Origin of the sequence: Streptomyces sp. MNU89 (assembly GCF_020982505.1) — a bacterium.
GTDB lineage: Bacteria > Actinomycetota > Actinomycetes > Streptomycetales > Streptomycetaceae > Streptomyces > Streptomyces xinghaiensis.
On sequence record NZ_JAJKLL010000001.1, the window covers coordinates 26,207 to 53,083 of the forward strand.

Annotated in this window: 18 protein-coding genes and 2 pseudogenes; 7 read left to right on the plus strand and 13 right to left on the minus strand. The window is 73.9% G+C overall.

The window, feature by feature from the left end:
- Positions 1-15: 15 nt before the first annotated feature.
- From E4N63_RS00100 to E4N63_RS00110, 3 genes and pseudogenes are all read right to left on the minus strand, one after another.
- Positions 16-1,212 (minus strand): ATP-binding protein, encoded by a 1,197-nt coding sequence (locus E4N63_RS00100; protein WP_230239589.1) that lies wholly within the window; start codon positions 1,210-1,212, stop codon positions 16-18.
- An 863-nt stretch (positions 1,213-2,075) separates the two neighbouring features.
- Positions 2,076-2,611: pseudogene (locus E4N63_RS00105) on the minus strand (hypothetical protein).
- Positions 2,608-4,029, minus strand: a complete 1,422-nt coding sequence (locus E4N63_RS00110) for a PHP domain-containing protein (protein WP_230242278.1) — start codon at positions 4,027-4,029, stop codon at positions 2,608-2,610. Before E4N63_RS00110 ends, E4N63_RS00105 begins: the two are co-directional and overlap by 4 nt.
- A 1,487-nt stretch (positions 4,030-5,516) precedes the next feature.
- On the opposite strand from E4N63_RS00110, the gene E4N63_RS00115 reads away from it, so the two are divergent.
- Together E4N63_RS00115 and E4N63_RS00120 are read left to right on the plus strand one after the other, a co-directional pair.
- Positions 5,517-5,843 carry a DUF2975 domain-containing protein gene (locus E4N63_RS00115; RefSeq protein WP_230239590.1) on the plus strand — a complete coding sequence of 109 codons (327 nt, stop codon included), beginning with the start codon at positions 5,517-5,519 and terminating at the stop codon, positions 5,841-5,843.
- Positions 5,843-6,085, plus strand: coding sequence for a helix-turn-helix transcriptional regulator (locus E4N63_RS00120; protein WP_230239591.1), 243 nt, complete (start codon positions 5,843-5,845; stop codon positions 6,083-6,085). The genes E4N63_RS00115 and E4N63_RS00120 overlap by 1 nt, the downstream gene beginning before the upstream one ends.
- 700 nt (positions 6,086-6,785) lie before the next feature.
- Here the strand turns inward: E4N63_RS00120 and E4N63_RS00125 are convergent.
- From E4N63_RS00125 to E4N63_RS00135, 3 genes are all read right to left on the minus strand, one after another.
- The gene (locus tag E4N63_RS00125) at positions 6,786-7,352 is read right to left on the minus strand and encodes a snapalysin family zinc-dependent metalloprotease (protein WP_230239592.1); all 567 of its coding nucleotides are present in this window, start codon (positions 7,350-7,352) and stop codon (positions 6,786-6,788) included.
- A 337-nt stretch (positions 7,353-7,689) separates the two neighbouring features.
- Positions 7,690-8,052, minus strand: coding sequence for an MmcQ/YjbR family DNA-binding protein (locus E4N63_RS00130; RefSeq protein ID WP_125626718.1), 363 nt, complete (start codon positions 8,050-8,052; stop codon positions 7,690-7,692).
- 359 nt (positions 8,053-8,411) lie between these two features.
- Entirely contained in the window at positions 8,412-8,618 is a 207-nt protein-coding gene (locus tag E4N63_RS00135; protein ID WP_125626715.1) for a hypothetical protein, read from the minus strand.
- Between the two features lie 398 nt (positions 8,619-9,016).
- Between E4N63_RS00135 and E4N63_RS00140 the strand changes: the two genes are divergently transcribed.
- Positions 9,017-10,930 carry a propionyl-CoA synthetase gene (locus E4N63_RS00140; protein ID WP_230239593.1) on the plus strand — a complete coding sequence of 638 codons (1,914 nt, stop codon included), beginning with the start codon at positions 9,017-9,019 and terminating at the stop codon, positions 10,928-10,930.
- A gap of 55 nt (positions 10,931-10,985) precedes the next feature.
- Here the strand turns inward: E4N63_RS00140 and E4N63_RS00145 are convergent, their stop codons facing one another.
- The 5 genes and pseudogenes from E4N63_RS00145 to E4N63_RS00160 all read right to left on the minus strand — a co-directional run bounded on the left by E4N63_RS00145 (position 10,986) and on the right by E4N63_RS00160 (position 15,113).
- Positions 10,986-11,213 carry a hypothetical protein gene (locus tag E4N63_RS00145; RefSeq protein WP_125626717.1) on the minus strand — a complete coding sequence of 76 codons (228 nt, stop codon included), beginning with the start codon at positions 11,211-11,213 and terminating at the stop codon, positions 10,986-10,988.
- A 238-nt stretch (positions 11,214-11,451) separates the two neighbouring features.
- Positions 11,452-12,822 (minus strand): MFS transporter, encoded by a 1,371-nt coding sequence (locus E4N63_RS00150; RefSeq protein ID WP_230239594.1) that lies wholly within the window; start codon positions 12,820-12,822, stop codon positions 11,452-11,454.
- Positions 12,819-13,319 carry an SDR family NAD(P)-dependent oxidoreductase gene (locus E4N63_RS30355; protein ID WP_308188767.1) on the minus strand — a complete coding sequence of 167 codons (501 nt, stop codon included), beginning with the start codon at positions 13,317-13,319 and terminating at the stop codon, positions 12,819-12,821. The genes E4N63_RS00150 and E4N63_RS30355 overlap by 4 nt, the downstream gene beginning before the upstream one ends.
- A gap of 124 nt (positions 13,320-13,443) precedes the next feature.
- A pseudogene (locus tag E4N63_RS30360) lies at positions 13,444-13,716 on the minus strand (NAD-dependent epimerase/dehydratase family protein); the annotation flags it as partial.
- A complete protein-coding gene (locus E4N63_RS00160; RefSeq protein ID WP_230239595.1) occupies positions 13,713-15,113 on the minus strand; it encodes an NAD(P)/FAD-dependent oxidoreductase in 1,401 nt (466 codons plus the stop codon). The gene E4N63_RS00160 and the pseudogene E4N63_RS30360, both read right to left, overlap by 4 nt.
- A 278-nt stretch (positions 15,114-15,391) precedes the next feature.
- Between E4N63_RS00160 and E4N63_RS00165 the strand changes: the two genes are divergently transcribed.
- The 3 genes from E4N63_RS00165 to E4N63_RS00175 all read left to right on the plus strand — a co-directional run bounded on the left by E4N63_RS00165 (position 15,392) and on the right by E4N63_RS00175 (position 23,686).
- Positions 15,392-16,531 (plus strand): helix-turn-helix domain-containing protein, encoded by a 1,140-nt coding sequence (locus E4N63_RS00165; RefSeq protein ID WP_125625992.1) that lies wholly within the window; start codon positions 15,392-15,394, stop codon positions 16,529-16,531.
- A gap of 271 nt (positions 16,532-16,802) precedes the next feature.
- Entirely contained in the window at positions 16,803-21,110 is a 4,308-nt protein-coding gene (locus tag E4N63_RS00170; protein WP_125625991.1) for a HAMP domain-containing protein, read from the plus strand.
- Between the two features lie 80 nt (positions 21,111-21,190).
- Complete coding sequence (locus E4N63_RS00175; RefSeq protein WP_374112649.1) at positions 21,191-23,686, plus strand: SpoIIE family protein phosphatase; 2,496 nt, start codon at positions 21,191-21,193, stop codon at positions 23,684-23,686.
- A gap of 24 nt (positions 23,687-23,710) precedes the next feature.
- Here E4N63_RS00175 and E4N63_RS00180 read toward each other — a convergent pair whose 3' ends face one another.
- Both E4N63_RS00180 and E4N63_RS00185 read right to left on the minus strand, forming a co-directional pair.
- Complete coding sequence (locus E4N63_RS00180; protein WP_230239596.1) at positions 23,711-25,126, minus strand: hypothetical protein; 1,416 nt, start codon at positions 25,124-25,126, stop codon at positions 23,711-23,713.
- Between the two features lie 56 nt (positions 25,127-25,182).
- On the minus strand, positions 25,183-25,659 hold the full coding sequence (locus E4N63_RS00185) for a GtrA family protein (RefSeq protein ID WP_230239597.1): 477 nt from the start codon (positions 25,657-25,659) through the stop codon (positions 25,183-25,185).
- Positions 25,660-25,751: 92 nt separating this feature from the next.
- Here E4N63_RS00185 and E4N63_RS00190 point away from each other — a divergent pair, with 92 nt between their 5' ends.
- Positions 25,752-26,822 carry a glycosyltransferase family 2 protein gene (locus E4N63_RS00190; RefSeq protein WP_230239598.1) on the plus strand — a complete coding sequence of 357 codons (1,071 nt, stop codon included), beginning with the start codon at positions 25,752-25,754 and terminating at the stop codon, positions 26,820-26,822.
- The last annotated feature ends 55 nt before the right edge of the window (positions 26,823-26,877 follow it).

Genomic DNA, 26,877 nt, shown 5'->3' on the forward strand with positions numbered 1-26,877 from the left:
GCTCGGCCGCGCCGGTCACAGCGGTCCCATGAGCCGTGCGCAGGCCCGCTCCAGCATCCGGCGGTCCACCACCGCCCGGCTCTTGCCATAGATTTCGGCGGTCAGGTGCGAGGTCAGCTTCGCCCAGGTCCGGAAGTTGCCGTGCCCCACGTGCTCGTCCACCCACGCGACATCGTCCGCGGTCACGTCCTGCCACAGCGGGTGGAAGGCAGCCATCACGGTGGCCAGCTCCCGCTGGCTGAGGCGCGGCACCAGCTCCCAAGTCAGCACCCGAGAGGCCAGCGCAGGTACCCGGCGCAGCGCCCGTTCGCTGCCCGCACCCGCGAGCACGAGTGCCGTATCCGTGTCCGGGTGGTCCCACAGCCCGCGCAGAAACTCCAGCGCCGGTCCCGGAAGGCGCTGTGCCTCGTCCAGGACCAGCACGCGGGGCTGCCGCAGCGCGTTCACCAGCGTAAGGTCGGCCTCCCCCGCCCCGCGCGGCAGACGCCTGCCCAGCTCCAGGGCGTCCGCGAGTACCCGACGCAGTTCGGGGACCGTCGGATGCACACCGACATGGACCCGGCGGACCCGGGCCGGGTGCGGCAGCTGGGAAAGGGCGTACTGCAGCGCGACGGTCTTGCCCTGACCGGCGTCGCCGTACAAGCACACCACCGCCCCCACCGCGGCCGCGTGGGCGACCGTCCGCAGCACCGACCGCACAGCGAGCGTGTGCACCACCTGTGCGCCCGGGACCAGGACCGGGACCTGCGCCAAATGCTTCTGCTCCCGCAGGAAGACCTGCCCGCCGGTGCCTTGGCCGGCCACGACGTTCAAGCCCAGCTCGCTGAGCGGATCCGGCCTGCTCGGCCCGGCCACCACGGGCTCCCGCTCGACCAGCAAAGCGCGCCCCGCCCGTCGGTCTCTGCGGATCACCCGGTGCAGCGTCGACGCCGACGGCACCGAGGCCCCGCCAGCCGCGGCCAGCCGGCGTCTCAGCTCAGCGACGTTCCCTCCGACCTCGCCCAGCAGCGCCCACACTTCGTCCGACACCGCATACCCCTGCCGGACCGGCGCCTCCACCAGCCCGGTCGCCTTCGCCTGCTCCAGCCAGCGCCACACCGTACGCTCCGAGACACCCACCGTCTCAGCGACCGCACGCACATGCCGCGTGGCCAGCTCCCCCGCCTGCTGCCGCTCCAGCAGACGACGCACCACCAGCCCCCTGGGCAGCACAGGCCCACGACCGGCCCTTACCTCTTGATCCACGCCCCGATCACACCGGCCGAGCCCACCTCACCGCATAAGAACTCTCGAATCTGAGACAACATCAGCTGCCATGCGATAAAGCCCCACGACAGCGATCCCACCCCTCAATCTCTCACCCCATGACAGCGACCCACCCGCCCACAAACACCCACTGACCAGCCTCGTAACACCCATCCCCGGACCAGCACGACCGACTCTCACCACTACCGACACCAACCCGAGAGATCGCACCGTGGAGCCGGATCGTGCGAGGCCCGGGACGTGTTCTCGGGCCTCGCCCTTCCGGTGTCGGGTTGCTCATCGTCGGCGGGAGCGCTCCGGTACGGGCTGGGGGTAGCGGGTGCTGTGCCGCTCACGGCCCGCCGCGGTCCGGGGGCTCCGTGGGTGTGCCCTTGCGCCGTGTGGTCTTGTGCGGCGTTTCCCCGGGCCGCCTCATGCGGGTGGTGAGCAGGGTGGTGGGGATCGTGGGGCTCGATGGTCAGGGGCGCCCGGTGTTCTGGTGGGGCGGGAAGAGGTGGTGTTTGTCGGAGGCGATGCGGTCGGCGGGATGCCGTGGTGGGTGGACCGCTTGTCCCGGAAGCGTGCCCGGGGCGGTGCTGGAGTGCTCGTGTCGGCGAGCAGTTGGTGCAGCGGGTCGGGCGGGCTCGGCGGGCCGCTTCCCGGATCCTGGGCGGGGCGGTCCGCCCGCCGTGGGGGCCGCGGCTGCCGCTGCGGCTGCCGTCACTCTGCTCGTGCGGTTCTCGTGACGGTCGTACGAGCCGCACGTCGCCCCGGCCTTCTGGCCCGTCCCGCCCGGCTGCGGGGGCGTTTTCCCCCGGGTCGGGCCTTGGTCAGTGGTCCGCGCAGCACGGCGTGGGGTCGGGGTCCTCGAACGGCACCAGGGTGCCGCCCGCGGCGGGCATGGCGGCCAGGACGAGGCGGCCGTTGTGCCAGTGCGGGCGGACGTGTTCCCGGGTCACGAGCCGGGTGTGCGCGGGGGCGGTTCCTCCGGCGTGCCCACCACCGTCACCTGCTCGATCGCGGAGCGTGCGAGGACTTCCGCGAGCGTCAGCGTGCCGGTGAGGGCGCCCGCGCCGGGGTAGAGGACGGCGCGGCCGGCCTCGTCCGGGGTGCCGTCGCGGACTGCGTGCCCCTGGGCGGTGAGCCGGTCCCGGGCGGTGCGCAGGACCGGCTCCGCTCCGGCGGCGCCGGCCGTGAGGGACAGGGCGACGCGCGGGCGGCTGTCGCGCACCAGGTGTGTGCAGCCGAAGACGCTTTCGGGGAGGGAGAGTTCGGCTGCCAGCGCCTGGAGCAGGTGATCGGCCTGGCGCAGCGTCGCCGCGTCGGTGTCGATGGCGATGGCGTAGGGCGCGGAGGGTGGTGTCACGACGGCAGGATCCATACCGGGTTGGAGTAGAACCACAGGTCGCGCCACGGGTCGGCGTCGCCGACGACGTCGATGGCGGGGCCGGCCGGGTCGGCTTTCGCGCCCAGGGCGCCGACGGCGGACCGGTTGCCGTCGGTGCCGCGTGTGCGGAGGTAGAGGGGGTGGTCGACGCGGCCGAGGTCGTAGGTGAGGCGGACGGTGCCGGTGTCCTTGTTCACCTCGTAGGAGGTGACCACCCGGGCCGTCGGCGCGGTGAAGGTGTCCTTGTCGGTGGCGGGGCCGGTCACCTCGCCCCTGATGACGTCCACGCGGGCCAGTTTCGGGGTGAATCCGGCCCAGTTGGGGCCGCCGGCCAGGGCCACGTCCATCGACAGGGTGACCCGCGTGCCCTTGCGGACGTGCAGGGCGCCGCCGAGCGTGGCCCAGCGGCCGCCGCCGGAGACGCGGACGTCGAGGCCGCTGATGAGCCGGCCGTGGTCGACCCAGATACGGCCGGCGCGGATGCCGTCCATGACGGCGGCGTAGGTGAAGCCGTGGGAACCGACGTGGGTGCGGCTGTACTGGCCGGGCCAGAAGTCGCCCTGGGTGACGTCGATCCGCCCGGCGTAGAGGGGGTCGTCGTAGTGGCCGTTGGTGCCGAAGTCGCCGCCGCCGCGGGCGGCGGTGTCGGCGTACACCTGGTGGGAGTCGGAGTTGGCGGTGATCCACCACGGGCGGCCCTCGGCGAGGAGGCTGTCCCACAGGCCGCCGACGGTGGCGGTCATCCAGTCGAAGCCGCCCCAGGTGCGGTAGCTCTCCAGCGGGTAGCCGGGGAAGGAGTTGGCGCCCGGGCTGCCGTCGTAGATGCCGCGGGCGCGGCCCATGCCGAGCGGCTTGGGCAGGCCGGCCGCCTGGTGGCCGGGGGCGCCCTCGAAGCCGACGGCGATCCGGTGGCGGTTGGGGGTGGCGTCGCGCCAGGCGCGGATCTCGTGCGGGGAGTCGATGCCTTTGCGCGCCGGGTGGTTGGCGAGCATCAGGGCGTCCTTGACCGTGCGCCGCTGCACCTGGTCGGCGAGGAAGGACAGGCCGGCGACGGCGAGGGCCTCGTTGGCGGGGGTGGAGGCGCCGGCGTCCTTGACGCTGCCGTCGTAGTCGGTCTCGAATTGTTTGAGGACGGACACCTCGTTGCGGCCGGGGTGGACGAAGACCGTGCCGTGCTCGGCGGCCGGGATGTTCCACTCCAGGCCCTGGAAGACGAGGGTGTCCTGGTGGGCGTTGCGGGCCTCGCGGATGTCCGGGTTGACCTTCTCCACGCCGATCTTGGCGTGGGTGACGCTGCCGTGGTCGGTGATGACCATCCAGTCCATGCCGTGCCGGGCGCCCTGGCGGACCTGGTCGAGGACCCGGTACTTGCCGTCGCTGCTGTACTGGGTGTGGATGTGGTGGTCGCCGGCGAGCCAGAGGAAGCCCTTGGTGCGGCGGCCGTTGCCCGCGGCCTGTGCGGGGCGGCGGTCGCGGTGGGGGTGAGGACGGTGCGGCGGCCAGTCCGGCGCCGAGCAGGCCCGCGCGGCGCAGCAGGCCGCGGCAGGAGTGCTGTTCGGGGGTCAGGGCCTGGTCGGGGACGCTGGTGTCGAAGGCGGCGGGCAGGGCCTGCGGGGCCTCGTGGCCGTGGGTGTGGGTGTGGTTGTGGGTGTGTGGGTGTGCGGGTGGGTGGTGGTGACCGTGTCCGTGACCGTGTCCCATGAAGGTCCTCCTGGGTACCGCCGCCGTGCGCGGCTCCGAGGAGCATCCAGGCAGAAGATGAATGTTTAACGACTCGGGGGTGAGTCCTGCCTGCCGTCCTGCCTGCCCCGGCATGAAACCTCAGGGCCCCGAGGGCCCCGAAGGCCCTGGGGGGAGGCGGCTCGTGTCCGGAGCGGGCCGCGCGGCCGGCCGCGCCCTCCACACCGGCCGCGCCCTCCACCCCGGCCGCGCCCTCCACCCCGGCGGGGCAGGCCACCCGGCGGGGCAGGCCACCCGTCTCCGCGCTCACCCCGGCATGCCGGGGTGAGCGCGGCGGGCCTCCCACGCGCCGGGAGCCTCCAGGACCTGCGCGTCCGGGTCACGCTGCCGGCCGGCGGCAAGCCGATGGAGGGAGAAGGCCGCGGCGACGGCGGCGGCGGGCGGCCGGGCCGGGCCGGGAAGGGAGGGAGGGAGGGAGGTACCGGCCGCCTTTCGCGGGGTGCCTGCCGGGCGTGCGCCCTGCGCCGCCCCGGCCGTTACGCCGCGACCCGGGCCCCGCCGGCCGCCCCCGTGGCCGGCCCACCCGCCCTGCGCCGCACCGCCGGGATCACCCGCGGGCGCTGCCCGCCCGCGGCCGCACCGGACCCGGCCTCGCCGACGCCCTACGCCCGGTGCGCAGCACCGTCCACGGCCGGTGCCCCGGAGGAGCGCCCGGTGGCTTCGGCACCCCGCGCGACGTACAGGTCTCCGGGAGCGGAGGCGGGCGGGGCCTGCAGTGGCGCTGGGGCACCGGCCGCGCGAGCGGCCCGGCGGAACGGTCAGCTCGGGGCGCGCCCCGTCGTGGGGCGGCGTCACGCCGGCGGCGCCCGGCCCGCCCGGAAGAAGGGAGCACGGAACCACCCGGGGGATCGCTCACCACACGCAACACAACCGGCCCCCGGGTCACCGTCCGCAGCGGCTCCCCCGCGCCTCAGGTACACCCCCCAGGCCTATCGATATTCGATAGATTACCATCGTGATTCGATCGAAGGAGCGGCCATGGGAAACCCGACAGTGCTTACGCCGCGCGCCGTACTCGCGGCGCTGCCGGCCAGTTCGCTGTTCATCCAGACGGTGATAGTGCCGCCGCCGCCGCCGACCTGGAGGAGCTCGGCCCCGAGCCCCCACCTGCGCACCCCTCCTCGTGATCGTCTCCCCTGCCGCCGTGACGGCCCAGGTCACGGTCGCCTGCACGTGGCAGCTGGTGACCAAGGCACGGCGCAACACCATGTTCTCCCACACCGCCTTCCGATACGCACACACCGCGACCGGCACACTCCCAGCAACCGCACACCCCGCATCCACACTCGCGGTCCTCCTCGCACCGGGCGAGGCCGTGGCCCCGGGCATCGTGCTCCTGCTGTGCGGGGGCTCCCTGGCGGTCTTCGGCGTCGCACTGATCGTGCTCGTGCTGCGGATGCTGCTCGCCCAGGCCGTCGCACGCGACGCCGAGGCGAGACGGATGCACGCCGAACTGGAAGAGGTGATCTGATGCCGATCACCGTCGACATCGACGTAATGCTGGCCAAGCGGAAGATGTCCGTGGGCGAACTCGCAGACCGCGTCGGGATCACCCCCGCCAACCTCGCGGTCCTCAAAAACGGCCGCGCCAAAGCGGTACGCTTCACCACCCTCGCCGCCCTCTGCGAAGCACTCCAGTGCCAGCCGGGAGACCTGCTGCGCTGGGAACCCGAGCCGGCCGCCCGCACCGCAGTACAGAAAACACACCAGTGACCGACACACACAAGCCCACCAACACCACGGCGACGCCCCCACCCCAACCAGCCCCGGCCGGACACCACCCAGTTCGACCACGCCGGCCGGTCCGGTGCCGGACCCCTGTGCCGGCGCACAGCCACGACAACACGCGACACACCAGAGGCCGACCGGTGACAGCACAGAATCACAGCCGGGCCGGCACGGGCCGGAACCAGACGAATGCCAACGACATTCACCGGCGTCCCGACAAAGGCACCCACCCGGAGAAATAGAGCGGAGGCCGACCACCGCACCGCGCAGCGGCACTCCGGCCCCCGACAGTCACCGCGGAGCCGGCCGGTCACGCCACGGACATGGACACGCCGGAGAACAGGACGACAGCACCCTGAAAAGCCCTCGCGTCCAGAAAACCCGACACCCGCACAAACCCCGCCACCACCCGCGGCCGACCCCCGACCGTCAACCGGCAACCGGTCACCGGGGCGGCTGAGTCCGGCTGGACCGACGCCCGCCCTGTCCCCGGTACCGGAAGGGGCACGCGGAGATCGGCGCGACTCCAGCCGAACGCACGAACACCCTCCTCAAAGCACATGCACCCGGAGTCACCGCCGACCCGGACCGGCCACAGGCCCAGGCGCGCGCTCCCGCGCCCGACGGCACCCCACCCGTCCCTCCGGTGAGGCCCGCCGGGAAAGCGGAAGCGCGCGCGGCAGGATCAGTCCATGAACACGGCCGGAGCCGGTGCTCCCGCGGGCCGCTGGAGCACGCCGCCGAAGTTGCCCTCGACCTCCGCCTTCTCCGCCGCGTTCGGGTAGGGGTTGGTACAGGCCGTCCCCGCGCTGGAACCCGACATCAGACTCGAACACGGACCCGGCTTGCGGTCCGGCAGGCCCAGGATGTGACCGAGTTCGTGCGACGAGATCCGCACCGTGTCATACCCCTGGTCAACCGCCTGCCGGCCCATGTAGACCGTCCCATTACCCAGCGACGTGGTCTGGGCGCGGGGCCAGCCGTTATCGGCCAGGATCCGGATATTGGCGCGCCGACCGGCCTCGACGGGACGCAGCTCCACCCCGTCGACGCTCTCGTTCCAGATCGCCGCACCCCGGTCGACCGCGCTCTTGAACTCCGCCGACGCGCTCGCGTCATAGGTGACCACACGGGCAGCAGCGGCGCTGCCCCCGGACACATCGGAAGGGGCGGCCGCGGCCTGCCCCCCGACCAGGGCGAAAGCCAGTGTGAAAGCGGCGGCGAAGCCGCGGGCGGACCTACGGACAGGCATGGACGTCCTCCTTGTGGGGGAAAGGCAGGCGCGTGTACATGACACACCCCGCTCCCTGCCCACCCTGAACCAGCCCCAATCCATCAATCGACCGACCCCGGCATCACGCGGCCGACACCCCCACCCCACCGCCGGACACGGGACTGCACGGCCGGGGGGCCGGCGCTCGGTGAAGGCCCGGAGCCCCCGGGGCACGACGTGCCGGCCGGCCCGGGTGCACCGCAACCTCCGTTCCCCACAGGGCCTCCGGCATCGCCCGAGGTCATCCGTCGCTCGCGCCAGCCGGAGAGGTGACTCCTTCAGGGTGGACCGGACGCGCCGGGCCCGGTGTCCGCTCTCAGCCTCCGCCCGCGCCGGGGCGCCGGGTGGGGAAGGCTTCCACGAGGCGTTCCGGCGCCGCCTGCTGCCAGGAGTCCACGAGGATGTCGCGCAGTTCGCCGAGGTCCTCCAGCGCGGCCAGCCGGACACGCACCCAGGCCGAACCGGCCTCGTGCGGCGGTACCCAGAACTTCTCCGGCTCGGCGGCGATCAGCTCCGTCCGCTCGTGCCGGGGACAGCGCACCGCGAAGGAGGTCTCGTCGTCGGGGACGGTGACGAACATCTTCCCCGCGACACGGAAGGTGGGCATGCTCCACGCTTCCTTCTCCACGGTCTCCGGGAGGGACAGCGCGATACGGCGGACGTCCTCGGCATCGATCACGGTCACGGTCACGGTCACGGTCACCACCGTAGCCAAGACCCCCTTCCGGCTCGGCCGGTTCGCGATTCCCTTTCAGGACCGGCGTGTGCCGGCCGGCCACAGCGCGGCACCGGTACGACCCCCACCGTCGACCGGCCCGGCCGGCCTTCCGAGGGCCCCGGATCCGGATTCCGGGTCCCGGTCCCATGACGGCGCGGTGAGCAGCCGGGCCCGGCCCCGTGCCGGAGCGGCTGGGGAGCGGCGAACGCCGGGAGGCCACGGGACCGGAGGGCCGCCCGGTGCGGCCGCCGCCCGGGCCCGCAGACCGGGCGGGAGGAGCCCCGCACCGCCGTGGCCGGGGCGGCGGGGGCCGGTGCCATCTACCGAGAGTGGCCGCCCGGACTGATGATCACGTCCAGGACCTCGCGGACGGCCGAGAAGGCGGCGTAGTTGATGCTCGCGGCCAGCGAGTCCGTGTCACCTCCTCCGCCGGCCTGCTCCCTGGCTCCGGCTTCCTGCTCCACCGCCCAGTCCCGGGCGACCCTGATCCGGCGGAGGAGTTCGTCTGCGTCCACGGCTTCACTCATGACCGGAACCTACCCAGCCCCCGGCCGCCGCAGCCGGACGATCCGGTTCCGGGGCGGCGGAGCCCCGCCCTTGGCACCGCACGGAAGCGTTCTCCGGCCCGGGCCGGGTCCGTCCGGGGCCCTCTTCGGCCTCTCCCCCGCGGCCGCCCGCACCGTCCGGGAACGCCCCGGCGCCTCGGAGGTTCCGCCCGCACAGGGGGGTGCTACCTTGTCCGATCAGCCGGTCCGGGTCGCGCCGCGCCGCAGGCCGGCACGCCGGGCGGCACGGCGACGGCCCTCCCCGCCTCTTCGCGCGCCTCCTCCCACACCCCGAGCCCGTCTCCGGCACGGCGGCCGCTGCCGCGCCGGACGCGAGGGGAACCGCCCCTCCCGCGGTCCCCGTGAGAAAGGACAGTGGTATGGCAGTGACCTCTTCGGAAGCCTCCCGGCCGGGCGCCTACGCGGCCGCCCACCGCAGGAGCATCGAGGACCCCGAGGGCTTCTGGCTGGACGTCGCCCGCGAGGTCGACTGGACGGTTCCGCCGTCGAAGGCGCTCGACGCCTCCCGCGCACCGCTGTACCGCTGGTTCCCGGACGGGGAGCTGAACACCTGCCACAACGCCGTGGACCGCCATGTGGAGGCCGGTCACGGGGACCGGCTCGCGATCATCCACGACAGTCCGGTCACCGGCACCGTCACCCGGCTCACCTACCGGGAACTGCGCGACGAGACCGCCCGGCTGGCCGGTCTGCTGTCCTCCTGGGGAGTGGCCAAGGGGGACCGCGTCGTCATCTACATGCCGATGGTCCCGCAGGCGGCCGTCGCGATGCTGGCCTGCGCCCGGATCGGCGCGGTCCACTCGGTGGTCTTCGGCGGTTTCGCCGCGCACGAGCTGGCGGTGCGGATCGACGACGCCCGGCCGAAAGTGGTGCTGACCGCCTCCTGCGGGATCGAGCCGTCCCGCACCGTTCCGTACAAGCCGCTTCTCGACTCCGCCCTCGAACAGGCCGCCCACCGTCCGGAGCGCTGCCTGGTGCTCCAGCGGCCGCAGCACACCGCCGCGCTCACCGAGGGCCGGGACGCGGACTGGGCGGAGGCCGTGGCCGGCGCCGAGCCGGTGGGCTGCACCCCGGTCGCCGCCACCGACCCGCTGTACATCCTCTACACCTCCGGGACGACGGGCCGTCCCAAGGGCGTGGTCCGGGACAACGGCGGGCACGCGGTGGCGCTGCGCTGGTCCCTGCGGAACGTCTTCGACACCCACCCGGGCGAGGTCTTCTGGGCCGCCTCCGACGTCGGCTGGGTCGTCGGCCACTCGTACATCGTCTACGGGCCGCTGCTGGCCGGCTGCACCACCGTCCTCTACGAGGGCAAGCCCGTCGGCACCCCGGACGCCGGCGCCTTCTGGCGGGTCGTCGCCGACCACGGCGTGAAGACCCTCTTCACGGCGCCCACGGCGATCCGCGTGGTCAAGAAGGAGGACCCGGAGGGTGAGCTGTTCGCCCGCTACGACACCGGCTCACTGCGCGTCCTCTTCCTGGCCGGCGAACGGCTCGACCCGCAGACCTACCACTGGGCGGGCACCCTGCTCGGCGTCCCGGTGGTCGACAACTGGTGGCAGACGGAGACCGGCTGGCCGATCGTCGCCGACCCCATGGGCCTGGAGCCGCACCCGACCAAGCCCGGGTCCCCCACCCTGCCGGTCCCCGGCTACGACGTCCGCATCCTCGGCGAGGACGGCCGGGAGGTGCCGGACGGCACCGACGGCGCCGTGGCCCTCAAGCTGCCGCTGCCGCCCGGCACCCTGCCCACGCTCTGGGGCGACGACCAGCGGTACATCGACTCCTACCTGTCCGTCTACGAGGGCTACTACCTGTCGGGGGACGGCGGCCGCAGGGACGAGGACGGTTACGTCTACATCATGGGACGCGTCGACGACGTGCTGAACGTCGCCGGGCACCGCCTCTCCAGCGGCGCGATGGAAGAGGTTCTCGCCGGGCACCCGGACGTCGCCGAGTGCGCGGTGATCGGGGTGCGGGACGAGCTCAAGGGCCAGGTGCCGCGCGGGCTCGTGGTGCTCAAGGCGGGCGTGGACCGGCCCGCCGAGGAGATCGCGGCGGAACTCGTGGCCGCCGTCCGCGAGCAGATCGGCCCGGTCGCGGCGCTGCGGCGGATCGATGTCGTCGCGGGGCTGCCGAAGACCCGTTCGGGGAAGATCCTGCGCCGCACCATGCGGGACATCGCCGACGGCGGCGACCCCGCGCTGCCGTCGACCATCGAGGACCCGGCGGTGATCGGGGCCCTCCGCCCGGTGCTGCGCGACGGTTCCTGAGCGGCGGGGCCGGGTCCGGGTTCGGCCGGCGGGCAGCCAGCCGGCGGGCGTTGCCTCACGGAGGTCGCGTGCCGTCCGCGCGGCCGCCGTCCGCCCGCGGGTGCCGCCGGTTCTCCCGCTCCGGGCCCGCGTCCTCCGGCGCCGTCTCCCGCTCCGGCGGCGCGGAGGCGGCACCGGCCGCGGGTGCCGCACCGGGCTCGTTGCTGACGTATTCGGTGAGCCGGTGGACCTGGCGCTCCAGCGCCCGGATCCGGTCCATGACGTGCTCGGGCAGATTCTGCATCGGCTGCTTCCTCCCGGAACGGGTCGGCGTTCTCCCGGCGATCCCCGGTTCCCCTTCTGCCCCGGGTCCCGGGGAGCCGGCGGCTGTCCCCTCCATCGTGGAACCCCGCCGCCCCGGTGCGCAGCCGAACGCCGGCACCGGGCGGGACGGCCGCGGCCCGGGGTGTGGGCCCCGTCCGGGCGGCCCGCCGTACCGACCGTACGGGCCGGGTGGGAGGGGCGCGGACGGGGCACGCGGGTCAGCGTTCCGCCGCCCCGTCCAGGCCACAGCGGCGCTGGAAGGCGACGGCGACCGCCATCAGCGCGGCGGGGAGGACGGTGAAGCCGAGGAGCAGCGCCGTGAGCGCGGAGTCCGGCTGCGCCACCAGGTGCCCCTCCGTGGTGGAGACGAAGCCGCCGAGGGCGAGCACCGCGGAGTACGCATACGGACCGGCGGCGGTGCCCGTCGCCTCGGTCGCCGTCCACACCCCGGTGTACGCGCCCGAGCGGGCCGTGCCCCGGGTCTCGGCGGCGGCCACCGCGTCCGGCAGCATCGAGAAGGCCAGCAGTTGCAGCCCGGCGAAGGCGGTGCCGAGGGCCACCACCACGAGGACCGTGAAGGCCGTGCCAACCGTCCCGCCCAGCAGCAGGCCCAGCGAACCGGCGATGAACGCCCCCTGGGCCAGCAGCAGTCCGCGCTGTTTGCCGATCCGCCGCGAGAGCCACAGCCAGCCGGGGCCGGCGATCACGGCCGGGGCGAGGAAGCCGCCCATGAAGACCGGGGTGAGGCCGCTGTCCCCGAAGACGTACCGGGTGTAGAAGGGCAGCGCCGCGAGGAACAGGTGCGTGGTGGTGCCGGTGAAGAAGTACGACAGGACCAGCGCCCGGAAGTCGCGGTCCCGCCCGGCGACGCGCAGGTCCCCGAGGACGGAGTGCGCGTGCGCGCCGGGCGGGCGGAAGCCGCAGCGGCCGGTGAGCCGCCGGACGCCCGCGAGGCCGGCCACCCCGGAGACGGCCATGCCCACCGCCAGCACCACCGCCATCAGGGAGTAGTCCCCGCGGGTCCCCGAGGCGACCAGGGCCGGTGCCGCGACCCCGGAGGCGAGGAGCCCCAGGGTCAGGAAGAGCATCCGGAACATGAAGACCCGGGTGCGCTCGTGGTAGCCGATGCGCAGGTCGGAGGGCGTCGTCAGATACGGCACCTGGAAGCAGGCGAAGAGCAGGTTGCCGGCGATGTACCAGCCGCCGACCCACAGCGCGGCCCCCGGCCCGGTGAGGCCCGCGGGCACGGTGAACAGAGCGGCCATGGCGAGCGCCAGCAGCAGTCCCCAGCGGAGCATGCCCCGCCGGTGCCCGTCGCGGCGCGCCTGCCGGTCGGAGAGGGAGCCCAGCAGCGGGTGGACCAGCGCGTCGACGATCTTGGGTACGAGAAGCGTCAGCCCGGCCAGGAACGGCGAGACGCCCAGCGTGTGGGTGAGGAAGTACAGCAGGAGGAGTCCGGGGACGGTGACCCAGACGCCCATGCCGACCGAGCCGGTGGCGTACGCCACGAGGTCGCTGGCCCGCGCCCGCCGCGGGGGCCCGGCCCGTTCGGCCGGTTCCCGGGTCAGCGGGTCCGGCTGGGCGGTCACGGCCGGTCCCCGTGGCGGTGGCGCCGGACGACTCCGGCGGCCGGCTCCGCGCCCTCGAAGGCTCCGGACCGGACACGGCCGGCCAGGGTGCGGGCGACGATCCGGTCGGTGAGCGACGGCAGATGGCGGGCCAGGAAGATCTCGGCGGCGCCCCGCCGGGTGGTGGCCAGATCGCGCCGGACCCGGCGGCCGAGCCCGGCCTTGAGCACCGCGTCCACCACGCCCTCCAGCGGTTCGTAACTGCTCATCCCCTCCAGGGACAGCCCGGCCGCGGCGGTCGAGTCGTGGATGGGGCTGCGCACCGCCGAGGGGTAGACACAGCTGACGCCGACGTGGGTGCCGATCTCCATGCGCAGCGCGTCGGCGTACGCGACCAGCGCACGCTTGGAGGCGCCGTACGCCGCGGCCAGGGGCAGCTGCAGAACGGCCATCCGGGAGGAGACCATGACGACCCGGCCCCGGGAGGCCACCAGGGCGTCCACGCAGGCGGCGGTCACGCGCCAGGCGCCGAGCAGGTTGATGTCGAGCTGGCGGCGGACCTCGTCGCCGGGCGGGAGTTCGGCGGGGCGGGCCGCCGGTGCCGGCGTTGTTGATCAGCAGGTCCAGGCCGCCGAGCCGGGCGAGGGCGGCGGCCACCGCCTCGGGCACGGCCGTGTCGTCGGTGAGGTCGCAGGCCAGGACCTCGGCCGGGTCGTCCGGGCGGGGGGCGAGATCCAGGCCGACGACGTGCGCGCCGAGCTCCGTGAGCCGGGCGGAGAGCGCCCGGCCGAAGGTGCCGGAGGCTCCCGTGACGAGGACCCGCAGGCCGCGCGCGTCGCGGCGGCCGCCGCCGAGCAGGGCGGCGAGGGCGGTCCCGGGAGTGGTGCGGGCGATGGCGGCGGTACGGGGGCTCATACGGTGCTCTCCTGGGTGTTCTCCGCGGTGTTCTCCGCGGTGTTCTCCGCGGTGTTCTCCGCGCGGCGGGCCGGGGCGGCCGGGCGGGCGGCGCCGCGCCGCGCGCGGGCGCGCCCGGCCTTCATCTCCCGGGACAGGCCGGCGATGTAGCGGTCGAAGTCGATCCGCATCCGCGGCCGCCGGTCGCTCCCCCAGCGCGCGGTGGCCTCCCGCAGGTCGCGGTCGGTGGAGCGCCGCTGCTCCGCCGCCGGGGGCAGGGCGTAGTCGCCGGCCAGCCGGGCGGCGGCCAGCTTGGCCTGGGCCTCGACGACGGGAAGGGCGGCGCCGGTGGACTGCATCAGCCCGACGAACGCCAGACCGGGGTCGTCGAGATGGAAGACCCTCTTGTAGAGGGGCAGTTGCTCGGGGTCCCCGCCGGTCCAGCGGGGGGAGAGGAAGGGGATGGTGACGCGGTAGCCGGTGGCCCAGACGAGCACGTCGACCGGGTCGGAACGGCCGTCGGTGAAGACCACGCGGTCCCCCTCGAAGCGGTCGATGCCGGGGCGCGCGGCCACCTCGCCGTGGGTGAGGCGGTGCAGGACGGTGTCGCTGATGGTGGGGTGGTTCTGGAAGAGGCCGCCGGCCGGGGCGGGGAGCCCGTAGCGCTGCGGGCGGCCCACGGCCAGCGTGAGCAGGGTCTCGGCGATCCGCTGGCGGAGCCGCCAGGGCAGGACGGACAGGGCGCCGCCGGTCGCGTCGGCCGGGCGGCCGAACAGGTACTTGGGCACGATGTGCACGCCGCGGCGGGCCGAGAGCAGCACCGGGCCGCGGGCGGTGTACGAGGCGTCGACGGCGATGTCCATGGCGGAGTTACCCATGCCGACGACGAGCACCCGGCGGTCCCGGAAGACGTCGGCGGTGCGGTAGTCGTGGGCGTGCATCACGGTGCCGGTGAAGGTGCCGGGGCAGCCGGGTTCGGGCAGCCGGGGGTCCCAGTTGTGGCCGTTGGCGACCACGACGGCGTCGTACCGGCCGGTGTCGCCGTCCTCGGTGGTGACGCGCCAGGCGTGCCCCGCCCCGGTCTCCGTCCCGTTCTCGCGTTCGACGGAGGCGACCGTGGTGCCGTAGCGGATGTGCGGGGTGAGGCCGAAGGTCTCGGCGTAGTCGGCGAGGTATCCGGCCACGAGGTCGGCCGACGGGTAGTCCGGCCACTCCGCCGGCATCGGGAAGTCCGCGAACTGGGTGCGTCCCTTGCTGGTGTTGAGGTGGAGCGAGGCGTAGGCCGGGGAGAGACCGCTGCTGTTGCCGCGGGCCCACAGCCCGCCGGGCCGGTCGCCCTTCTCGTAGGTGACGACGTCGGCTCCGGCGTCGAGGAGGGCCTTGGTGGCGGCGAGTCCGGCCGCTCCGGCGCCGATCACGGCGGCACGGCGGGAGGGGGCATGGGGGCGTCTCCAGGGGAACCGGGGAAGGGAAGGCGGCGGGGCAAGGGGCGGGGACGGGGTCGCTCCTTCCCCGCCGCCGGCCCCGGCGGGGCGGCCTTGCCGGGGCACGGGCACGGCGGGCCGCGGAGGGCGGGCCGCGGTCCGTCTGTGGTGGGACCCAACCGTAGGCGCGGCCCACGGGCCGGGACATGGCGTGCGTCACCCGATTCGGGGGCTGGATTGTTCCCGGTCACAAGGGCGGGCAGGATGACCGGATGCACGCGCGCGACGACTGGCCCCCGGTGGTCGATCTCATCGAGCGGGTCGTCGGTGAGGACGACCTGCTGCCCTCCGTGGTGGCCACCGTCCGCACGATGGTGCAGGAGATCGCGGCCCTTCCCTCCGCCGACATCGCCGGGCACACCCGCGCGCTGCTGGCCGCGGCCACCCGGGCCCTGGCGGCCCGCCGGGGGCCGACGGAGGCGGAGCTGTCCTTCGTGGAGGAGCTGGCGGTGACGCGTGCCCGCCAGGGGGTGTCCATCGAGTCCGTCCTGGCGGCCGTCCACGTGGCCGAGCGGGCCATCTGGTCCCGGGCCCGGGAGCTGGCCGCCGGTGCCGGGGTGGCCCCCGAACGGCTGCTGGACGCCAGGGAGTTGTACGACGACTGGGCCGAGGCCGTACGGGGCCGGCTGATCACCGCGCACCGCGCCACCGGGGCCGACCGGGAACCTCCGAGCGGCGGGCGGGACGCGGCGCTGCTGCGGCGGCTGTTCGCCGGCGGTTCGGCGGCCGCGCTGGCGGCCGCCGAGGCGGGTCTGCCGGCGGCCGGCGGGCTGTGGGTCCTGGTGGCCCGGCCCGAGGACGCCGCGGCCGCGCCGGAGCGGGCGCCGCGCGACCCCGGCGCCCCGGCGCTGTCGGCGCTGGTGGACGGCCTGCTGGTCGCCGTGCACGCCCGGCGGCCCCCGGCCCGTACCGCCCGCGCGGTCCGGGCGGGGGCGGCGGCCGGGCTCGCCGGGCCCGGTGACCCGGAGGGCCTGGCCTTCGTACGGCGTCTGGCGGTGGCCGCCCTCGCGGCCGCCGAGGCGGCCGGGCGCTCCGGGGTGGTGCACATCGCCGAGGTGGCGGCCCTCGCCGCGGTGGTGGACCGGGCCGATCTGGCGGCGGTGCTGCTCGACCGCCACGAGGCGGCACTGACCGGGCTGGGCGCGAACGCCGGGCCGGTGGCTCTCGCCGTCCGCGCCTGGCTGGAGACCGACCGGGATGTGCCGGCGGCGGCGGAGCGGCTGTTCGTGCACCCCAATACGGTGCGCAACCGGATCCAGCGCTTCTCCGCCGTCACCGGGATCGACCCGGCGGGGACCTTCGGGGCCGTCGACGCCTGGTGGCTGTGCCGGGCCTGGCTCGCGCGGTCCTGACCGCCGCCGGGGCGTACCCGGCGGGCTGCGGCTCTCCCGTTCCCGTCTCCCGTTCCCGGCGTTTTCCGGCCGGGTTCGCGGTGCCGATGAGCGTCAAAAGGTGAGATAACCTTTTTCGTGGTTTGCCGTGCACGGTGCGCGGAGTGGCCGTTTCGACAAGGGTTCCGTCCACCGCGGTGGACTTCCCCGTGATCCCCGCATCACCGGCAGGCTCTCGACCGGCGCCTGTCCGATCGCTGCGGACGGGCGAGTGAGAGGGAGCAGGGCGGCTATGGCGGGTGACGGACCACGTCCGGGGGCGCGGGGCAGGGCCGCACAGGGTGCGGGACCGGTGGGTGAACCCGAGCTGCGGCAGTTGCTCGCCGGGCTGACCGCCGTGCGCGACGGGGACTTCGGCACCCGGCTTCCGGACGAGGCGGACGGTCTGCTCGGGGAGATCGCCACGGTCTTCAACGGCATGGTCGACCAACTCTCGCTGTTCACCTCGGAGGTGACCCGGGTCGCCCGCGAGGTCGGCAGCGAGGGCAGGCTCGGCGGCCAGGCCCGGGTTCCCGGAGTCGGCGGTGTCTGGCGGGATCTGACCGACTCCGTCAACTTCATGGCGGGCAATCTGACGGACCAGGTCCGCAGTGTCGCCCAGGTGACGACCGCCGTCGCCAAGGGCGACCTCTCCCAGAAGATCACCGTCGACGCCCGCGGCGAGATCCTGGAGCTGAAGAACACCATCAACACCATGGTCGACCAACTGTCGTCCTTCGCCGACGAGGTGACCCGCGTCGCCCGCGAAGTGGGCACCGAGGGACGTCTGGGCGGCCAGGCCGACGTCAAGGGCGTCTCCGGCACCTGGCGGGACCTGACCGACTCCGTCAACTTCATGGCGGGCAACCTCACCGCGCAGGTGCGGTCCATCGCCCAGGTGGCCACCGCCGTGGCCAAGGGCGACCTCTCCCAGAAGATCAATGTCTCGGCCAAGGGCGAGATATCGGAGCTGAAGAACACCATCAACACGATGGTCGACCAGCTCTCGGCCTTCGCCGACGAGGTGACCCGCGTCGCCCGCGAGGTCGGAACCGAGGGCCGGCTCGGCGGCCAGGCCGACGTCAAGGGCGTCTCCGGCACCTGGAAGGACCTCACCGAGTCCGTCAACGTCATGGGCGACAATCTCACCGCGCAGGTGCGGTCCATCGCCCAGGTCACGACGGCCGTCGCCCAGGGCGATCTGTCGCAGAAGATCCGGGTGGACGCGCGCGGCGAGATCCTGGAGCTCAAGGAGACCATCAACACGATGGTCGACCAGCTCTCGGCCTTCGCCGACGAGGTGACCCGCGTCGCCCGCGAGGTCGGCACCGAGGGGAACCTCGGCGGCCAGGCGACCGTGCGCGGGGTCTCGGGCACCTGGAAGGACCTGACCGACAACGTCAATGTGATGGCGTCCAACCTGACCGGCCAGGTGCGGTCCATCGCGCAGGTGGCCACCGCCGTGGCCAGGGGCGACCTCTCGCAGAAGATCACCGTCGAGGCGAAGGGCGAGGTGGCCGCGCTCGCCGGTGTCATCAACACGATGGTCGACACGCTCTCGGCCTTCGCCGACGAGGTGACCCGCGTCGCCCGCGAGGTCGGCACGGAAGGGCGCCTCGGCGGCCAGGCGCGGGTCCCGAACGTGGCCGGTACCTGGAAGGACCTCACCGACAACGTCAACTCGATGGCCAACAACCTGACCGGTCAGGTGCGGAACATCGCCCTGGTCACCACGGCCGTCGCCAACGGCGACCTGTCCAAGAAGATCGACGTCGACGCCCGCGGCGAGATCCTGGAGCTCAAGACCACCATCAACACCATGGTGGACCAGCTGTCGTCCTTCGCCGCCGAGGTGACCCGCGTCGCCCGCGAGGTCGGCAGCGAGGGCCGGCTCGGCGGCCAGGCCGAGGTCGAGGGGGTCTCCGGCACCTGGAAGCGGCTGACGGAGAACGTCAACGAGCTCGCGGGCAACCTCACCCGCCAGGTGCGGGCCATCGCCGAGGTGGCCAGCGCCGTCGCCGAGGGCGACCTGACCCGGTCGATCAACGTCGACGCCTCGGGCGAGGTCTCCGAGCTCAAGGACAACATCAACTCCATGGTGGAGTCCCTGCGCGAGACCACCCGCGCCAACCAGGAACAGGACTGGCTCAAGACCAACCTCGCCCGGATATCCGGGCTGATGCAGGGCCACCGGGAGCTGGACGTCGTCGCCGAGCTGGTGATGGACGAGCTGACCCCGCTGGTCGGCGCCCAGTACGGCACCTTCTATCTCGCCGAGGACGGCCCCGGCGGCACCGAGCTGTCCCTGATCGGCTCCTACGGCTACCCGGCGGAATCCGGGCGGCCGGCCCGGTTCGCGCTGGGCCGTTCCCTGATCGGCCAGGCCGCCCGCAGCCGGCGCACGATCGCCGTCGGCGAACTGCCCGACGGGTACGTCACCATCTCCTCCAGCCTGGGCTCCGCCCGGCCCAGGAGCCTGATGATCCTGCCCATCGTCGTGGAGGACCAGGTGCTCGGCGCGATCGAGCTGGCGTCCGTCACCGACTTCACCCCGGTCCACCGGGCGTTCCTGGACCAGCTGATGGAGACCATCGGCGTCAACATCGGCTCCATCATCGCCAACGCCCGGACCGACGAGCTGCTCGGCGAGTCCCAGCGGCTGGCCGGTGAACTGCAGGCCCGCTCCGAGCAACTCCAGGTGCAGCAGGAGGAGTTGCAGCATTCCAACGCGGAACTGGAGGAGAAGGCCGCGCTGCTGGTCTCGCAGAACCGCGACATCGAGACCAAGAACCTGGAGATCGAGCAGGCCCGGCAGGAGCTGGAGGACCGCGCCCAGCAGCTCTCCCTGGCCTCCACCTACAAGTCGGAGTTCCTGGCCAACATGAGCCACGAGCTGCGCACCCCGCTCAACAGCCTGCTGATCCTGGCGCAGCTGCTGGCCCAGAACCCGACCCGCAACCTCACGCCCAAGCAGGTCGAGTACGCCGGCATCATCCACTCCGCCGGCTCCGACCTGCTGCAGCTGATCAACGACATCCTGGACCTGTCGAAGGTCGAGGCCGGGAAGATGGACATCGCCCCCGAGCGGCTGCCGCTGCGCCGGCTGCTCGACTACGTCGAGGCGACCTTCCGCCCGCTCACCTCGCAGAAGAGCCTGGACTTCCACGTCGGCACGGCGCCCGGCGTGCCGGTGGACCTGGTCACCGACGACTCCCGGCTCCGGCAGGTGCTGCGCAATCTCCTGTCGAACGCGGTGAAGTTCACCGAGCAGGGCGGTGTGGAGCTGTGGATCGAGCCGGCCCGGGAGGACGAACTGCCCGGATCGGTCCACCGCGGCTCCCCCGCCGTCGCCTTCCGCGTCAGGGACACCGGCATCGGCATCTCCGCGGAGCAGCTGGAGACGATCTTCGGCGCCTTCCAGCAGGCGGACGGCACCACCAGCCGCAAGTACGGCGGCACCGGGCTGGGCCTGTCCATCAGCCGGGAGATCGCCCATCTGCTCGGCGGCGGCATCACCGCCGAGAGCTCCCCCGGCTCCGGCAGCGTCTTCACGCTCTATCTGCCGGTGGCCCACCCGGACTTCAGCGCCGGGCTCGCCCGCTCCGGCGCTCCCTCCCCGGCCCCGGAGCGGGCCCCGGACGCGGCGGCCGTCGCGGGCAGGCCCGGTCCGGCCTCCCGCCCCGCGGCGGACGGCGTCCGCCGGCGCAAGCGGCTGCTGGTGATCGAGAAGCAGCCCCGCGGCCTGCTGTCCCTGGTCGCCGAGAACGCCGTGGCCGGCCTCTCCGGCGACCACGGCCTGACCGGTCCGCACGGCCCCGTCGACGTGGTCACCGTCGCGGGGGCCCAGGAGGCGGCGAGCGCGCTGGCCACGCACCCGTGCCACTGCGTCGTCCTCGAACTGGACATGCCGGGTGGTGAGGCGCTGCGGATCCTGGAGGCGATGGACGGCGACTCGGCGCTGGGCGGCGTCCCCGTGCTGGCCCACAACAGCCGCCGGCTGGAGGCGGAGCAGGAGCGGATCCTGGAGGAGCGCGCCGGCAGCCGGCCGCTGGAACTGCTCTCCAGTCTGGACGAGCTGCGCGAGCGCGTCACGCTGCACCTGTCCGCGGAGGAGCCGGGCGACGTGCTGCCGCTGGTGCGTCCCGGGGAGTCCGGTCCGCCGGCCGCCGCGGAGATCGACACCTCGCTGTCGGGCCGTACCGCCCTGGTGGTCGACGACGACGCCCGGAACGTCTACGCGCTGACCGGCATCCTCGAACTCCACGGCATGCGCGTGCTGCACGCGGAGAACGGCCGCCGGGGCCTGGAGATGCTGGCCTCGCACCCCTCGGTCGACGTCGTGCTGATGGACGTCATGATGCCGGAGATGGACGGTTACGCCGCGACCGCCGCCATCCGCGAGATCCCGGCCCACGCCGGGCTGCCGGTCATCGCGGTGACGGCCAAGGCGATGCAGGGCGACCGGGAGAAGAGCCTCGCCTCGGGGGCCAGCGACTACATCACCAAGCCGGTGGACGCCCATGAGCTGATCGCCTGCGTCGGACGGTGGCTGCGGGTGTGAGGCCGCACATCCCGCACCCCGCGGAGCCCGGCCCCGTCGGCCCGGGCGACCACGATCCCACTCCAGGAGCGGCGAGACCCGTGCACCCCTCCCAGCGTCCCGGGGAGCCGGGCCGGCCGAGCGCCCCGCCGCCCCCGCGTTCTCCCGCGGCGGAACCGGAAGCCGCGGCGGAGCCCGGTCCCTCCGGACTGCCCTCTTCCCCGGCCCCGTACGGTCCGGACCCCGGCGGGGCCGGCGCGGCGGCCGATCCGGGCGTCAGCCGGCTCGCGGCCACCGTCGAGCGGCTCCGCCGCGAGGTGCGCGAGGCGCACGCGGCGGCCGACGGCCGGGCCCTGATCGAGCTGGCCAAGGGCATCTTCGTGGAACGGCTGCGGTGCAGCCCGGCCCAGGCGGCGCGGGAACTCGCCACCCTTGCCGAGCAGGCCGGGGCGGACCAGCTGGAACTCGCGGCGGAGGTCATCAACCAGGCGGCCCGCGACCGGGTGGCCGAGGCGGCGGTCCGGTTCGTCTCCGAGGCCGGGCGCGAGCCCGGCCGGCGCCCGACGCCCGCCGTCTCCCTGCGCAGCGCGGAGAGCGGGGCGCTGGCGGCTAGCGACACCCAGGCGGCGGCGCAGTCGATCCTGGAGCACGCGCTGACGCCGCTCGACGCCACCGGTGTGGCCATCTGGTCGGCGGGCCCGGACGCCTCCCTGACGCTGGCCGGCTCGGCCGGTTTCACCGGTGAGGAGGCCCGGCGCTGGCGCTACGTCCCGCCCGGCGTAGCCACCCCGGCCCGGCGTGCGCTCACCGAACTGCGCACCGTGTGGTTCGACCGGCTGTCGGTGTCCGGCCTGCCGTCCATCGGGCGTCATGAGAACCCGGACGGCGGCCGGGTGGCCGTGCCGGCCGGTACCGGCGGGCGGATCCAGGCGGTGCTGGAGATCTGCTGGCCCCAGCCGCTGGCGGGGCCGCAACCGCCGCAGGTGCGGCGGCAGATCGAGGCCCTGGCGGAGCTGTGCGCGCACACCCTGGAGGCGCACCAGGCGACGGGGGTGGCCGCCGGCCCCGCCGAGGACCCCGACCGCCACTGGCCGGAGCTCGTGGACCTGGCCGACGGGCTGCGGGACCCCGCGCTGGTGCTCCGTCCGCATCTGGACCCGGAGGGCATGCTCGGCGACTTCCGCATCCACCACGTCAACCCGGTGTTCATCGACATCGGCGGGCGGCCGCGCAGCGCGATCCTCGGCGCCCTGGTGCTGGAGGCGTATCCGCTGGCCGCCGAGGCGAGCGGCCTGTTCGAGAAGCTGGAGCACGTCTACGCCACGGGCGAGCCCTTCCGCGGCGACCACATGCGGCTGACCACGCTGGTGGACGACGTTCCGATCAGCTCGGCCGCGAGTGTCAGCATCAGCCGCCACGGGGAGAACCTGCTGCTCATCTGGCGGGTGCAGGACGAGGCGGCCCGGCTGGCGAGCCTTCTGCAGCACGCCCAGCGGCTGGGCCGGCTCGGCGGGTTCGAGGAGCACGCGGGAGCGGAGGGCATCAGCTGGAACAGCCAGATGTACGCCCTGTTCGGGCTCCCGCCCACCTCGCGCCCCGTCCCGCTGGAGCGGCTCCCGGATTACGCCCATCCGGACGACGCCATCACGATCGGCCGGTTTCTGCGGACTCTCTTCCACCACCGGCGTCCCGCGTCCACGGCTTTCAGGATGCAGCGGCCCGACGGGGTCACCCGGCACATCCGGGTGGTCGCCGAGCCCGTCCTCGACCAGCGCCGGCAGCTGGTCTCCGTCCGCGGCGCCTTCCAGGACATCTCCGCGCAGCACTGGACGGAGGTCGCGCTGGCCGCCACCCGCGACCAGCTCGCGCACACCGAGCAGGAGTCGGCGGAACGCAGCCGTCTCGCCCTGCAGTTGCAGCACGCGATCATGCCGCCGACGCGCGGCCCGCTGGACGTCGAGGGGCTGCGGGTGGTCGTCCGCTACCGGCCCGCGGAGACCGACAGCCTGGTCGGCGGCGACTGGTACGACGTGGCCGTGCTGCCCTCCCAGCAGATCCTGCTCTGCGTCGGGGACGTCGCGGGGCACGGCATCTCGGCGGCGACCAGCATGGTCGTCCTGCGCAACGCGCTGCGCGGCCTGGCCGTCACCGGCGCCGGCCCCGGCCAGCTGCTGACCTGGCTGAACAGCGTGACGTACCACCTCACCAGCCAGGTCACGGCCACGGCGATCTGCGCCCTGTACGACCCGCGGGACCGTTCGCTGCGCTGGGCCCGTGCCGGGCATCTGCCGCCCGTCCTGGTGCGTTCCACGGAGGCGGGCCCGCTGCCGCTGCCCCGGGGAATCCTGCTGGGCGCCGTCGCCGAGACGCGCTACGAGGAGCACCGGACGGAGCTGGAGCCCGACGACCGGCTGCTGATGTACACCGACGGCCTGATCGAGCGGCGCGACCGCTCGACGGAGAACTCGCTCGACCAGCTCATCACCACGGTGGGTTCCCCGGCCGGTGATCTGGAGACGTATCTGGACCGGCTGCTGACCCACAGCCGCTCCGACACGGACGACGACACCTGCGTCATCGGCATCCAGCTGAGCTGAGGCGGCGGCCCGCCGGCGGTCGCGTCAGGCCGGGTCGGGGACGGCGCCGCCGGGCTCGCTCCGCGCGGCCCGGGCGGGCCGGGCCGGGGCCGCCGCCGGGGGCGCGGCGTGTTCCAGCCACCGCAGGAGGAGGGCGAGGGTGCCGGCGATGGCGGGCCAGTAGACGTAGCGGTAGTCCGACACCGGCACGATGGGGAAGTAGCCGAGGATGTAGGCCGCCGAGCTGATGCCCAGCGCGCGGACGGGCAGGGCGAAGAGGCCCCGGCCGGGGCGGACGGCCAGGACCAGGGCGACGGTGAGCCAGAACCAGCCGGCGAAGAGCAGCGGCAGGTCCCGCACCGCGCCGTTCACGTAGGTCTCGAGCGTGGCCGCCAGGCGGGTGTTGGACGGTTTCAGGCCGAGGTCGTTGGCGCTGATACCGGCGTGGTACTGGTACGTCGGCTCGAACAGCAGCTTGGCGAAGACCTGGGTGCGGTAGGCGAGATAGCCGGGGAGGTGACGGGGCATCTCTTCGGCCCACAGGGAACGGAGTTGCTCCGCGTCGGGAGCGAGCCCCTGCGGGGAGCGCCGGTAGCAGGCCCAGTAGGCGTCCGAGAGGGCGCCCGCCCGGCGGCATTCCTCCGCCGAGGTGACCAGCCGCTCGCGGAGGTCCGGGGAGACGGACGCGGCCCGGAGCTCCTCCGCGCTCAGGACGTGCAGCAGATCGTCGAGGAAGACCTGGGAGACCTGGCTCGTCTCCACGGGCCGGGCCGCCAGTGAGATGGCGGCGGTGGGCACGGCGAGGCCGGCTGCGAGCGCGGCGACGGCGACCAGCCAGACCCGGCGCGAGGGGCGCGGCCACAGGGCGAGGACGAGGAGCACGAAGACGGGCACGGCGGCGAGGACCGCGTTCTTGCGGACCAGCACGGCGTAGCTCAGGAAGAGCACCCCGAGCGCGAGCAGCGTCCACCGGGCGCCGGCCGCCCACGGCGTGCCGGGCCGGACCTTGCGCAGGCAGAGGCCGGTGAGGGCGATCGCGCAGGTGGCGAGCAGCGCGTACGCCATGTGGACGTCCTTCCACACCACTCCGGCGAAGGTGAGGACGTGCGGGGCCGCGCCGGTGGCGAGGACGGCCAGGGAGCCGGGGCGGCTGCCGGTCAGTTCCCGGACGCAGCAGGCGGTCACCCAGAGGGACCCCCACAGGACGGCCGCCTGGAGAACGGCCAGGGAGGCGAAGGTCCCGGTGACGGCGATGAGCGCGCGCCACAGCAGGCTCAGCACCGGCGGGTGCCAGTCCGCCAGCGGGGTCCGGCCGGTGGCCTGCTGGTACTGGGAGAGGCTGTCGGGGCTCATGAACCCGGGGGCGAAGACGAGGGCGGTGGCCGCGCAGCCGGCGGCGGCGAGGAGGCCCAGGCTCCAGATCCAGCGGCGTTCGCGGAGGAATAGCCGGATTTGTCCCATGGGGCGGGATGCTAGCAGCGGGGCGTGGGCGGCCCGGGTACGGCCGGGGCCGTGCGTCAGGAGGCGGTGAAGACGTAGCTGCGGTAGGCGAAGAAGCGGAACAGGGTGGCGACACCCCATCCGCAGACACGGGCGGTGTTGTCACTGAGCACCGAGTCGAGGCCGAGCAGCTGGCGGGAGAGGAGGACGGTCGCGGCGGTGATGGCGATGCCGATGACGTTCACCACGGTGAAGAGCAGCAGCTCGTGGGCCATGTTGTCGCGGCGGCGGCTCCGGTAGGTCCAGTAGCGGTTCCCGGCCCAGCTGAAGAGGGTGGCGGCGCCGGTCGCGAGGACGGAGGCGCGGACGGGGAGGTCCCGCATCGGGCCGCCGCCCCCGCCGGGGAGCCCGAAGACGAGGAGGGTGTAGCCGCCGTGGTCGAGCACGAAGGCCAGGGCGCCGACGGTCCCGAACTTGGCGGCCTCGCGCCAGACGCCCCGGACGATATCGCGCAGACGCACCGTCAGCGAGGTGAGGACCGAGGCAACCGACACAAACCAGAAGATATCGGTCGCGGTGTGCCTTCCCGGGCCGGGCTCCCCCGTGTCGCACCATGGTCCGGGGTCCGTCCAGCCGAGGAGGAGCCGTGAGCCCGAGCCCGACCATCGCCTGCGTCGTGCCGTGTCACAACGAGGAAGCCGCCGTCGGCAAGGTGGTCCGCGATCTGCGGGCGGCGCTCCCCGAGGCCGACGTCTACGTCTACGACAACAACTCCACCGACCGCACGGCGGAGGTCGCCCGGGAGGCGGGGGCGATCATCCGGGAAGAGCCCCGCAAGGGGAAGGGCAATGTGATCCGCCGGGCCTTCGCCGACGTCGACGCCGACGCGCTGCTCATCATCGACGGTGACGACACCTATGACGCCTCGCGCGCCCGCGAGATGGTCGACCTGCTCTTCCGCGGCCCCTACGACCAGGTCCTCGGGGCCCGCCGCGGGACCACGGGCAGCGCCTATCGCGCGGGGCACTCCTTCGGCAACCGGCTGCTCACCGGCGCGGTGCGGGTCCTCTTCGGCAACGACGTGACCGACATGCTGAGCGGGTACCGGGTCCTGTCCCGGCGTTTCGTCAAGTCCTTCCCCGCCCTTTCCCGGGAGTTCGAGATCGAGACGGAGATGACGGTCCACGCGCTCAACCTGCGTCTCCCCACCACGGAGGTCTCCGTCGACTACCGGGGCCGGCCCGCCGGGAGCGAGAGCAAGCTGCGGACCTACCGGGACGGCCGGCGCATCCTCGGCGTCATCCTCAACCTCGCCCGCCGGGAGCGGCCCTCGCTGGTGCACGCCCTGGTCGCCGGCCTGCTGGCGATGGCCGCGGTCGTCCTGGGGGTGCCGGTGATCGTGGAGTTCCTCCGGACGGGGACCGTGCCGCGCTTCCCCACGGCGATCCTCGCGGCCGCACTCATGATCATCGCCACGCTCGTCCTGCTGGTGGGGTACATCCTCGCGTCGGTGATGCACCTGCGGCAGGAACACTCCCGCCTGGTCCACCTGGCCTATCCGGCGCCCGCCGCCTCCGCGCGCCGCCGGCCGGCCCCGGCACCCCCGCCCCTCCCGGTTCCGGTGCCGGTGTCGCGCGCCGCCGGCGAGGGGTCCGGCCCGGCGGCCGGGGCCCCGGGGTCCGTCACCGGACGGCCTCGCCCGTCCGGCACCGCCTGACGGGCGGGCCGGGCGGGGACGGGCGGCTCAGAAGGGAGGGCGCGGGGCTCGTCGC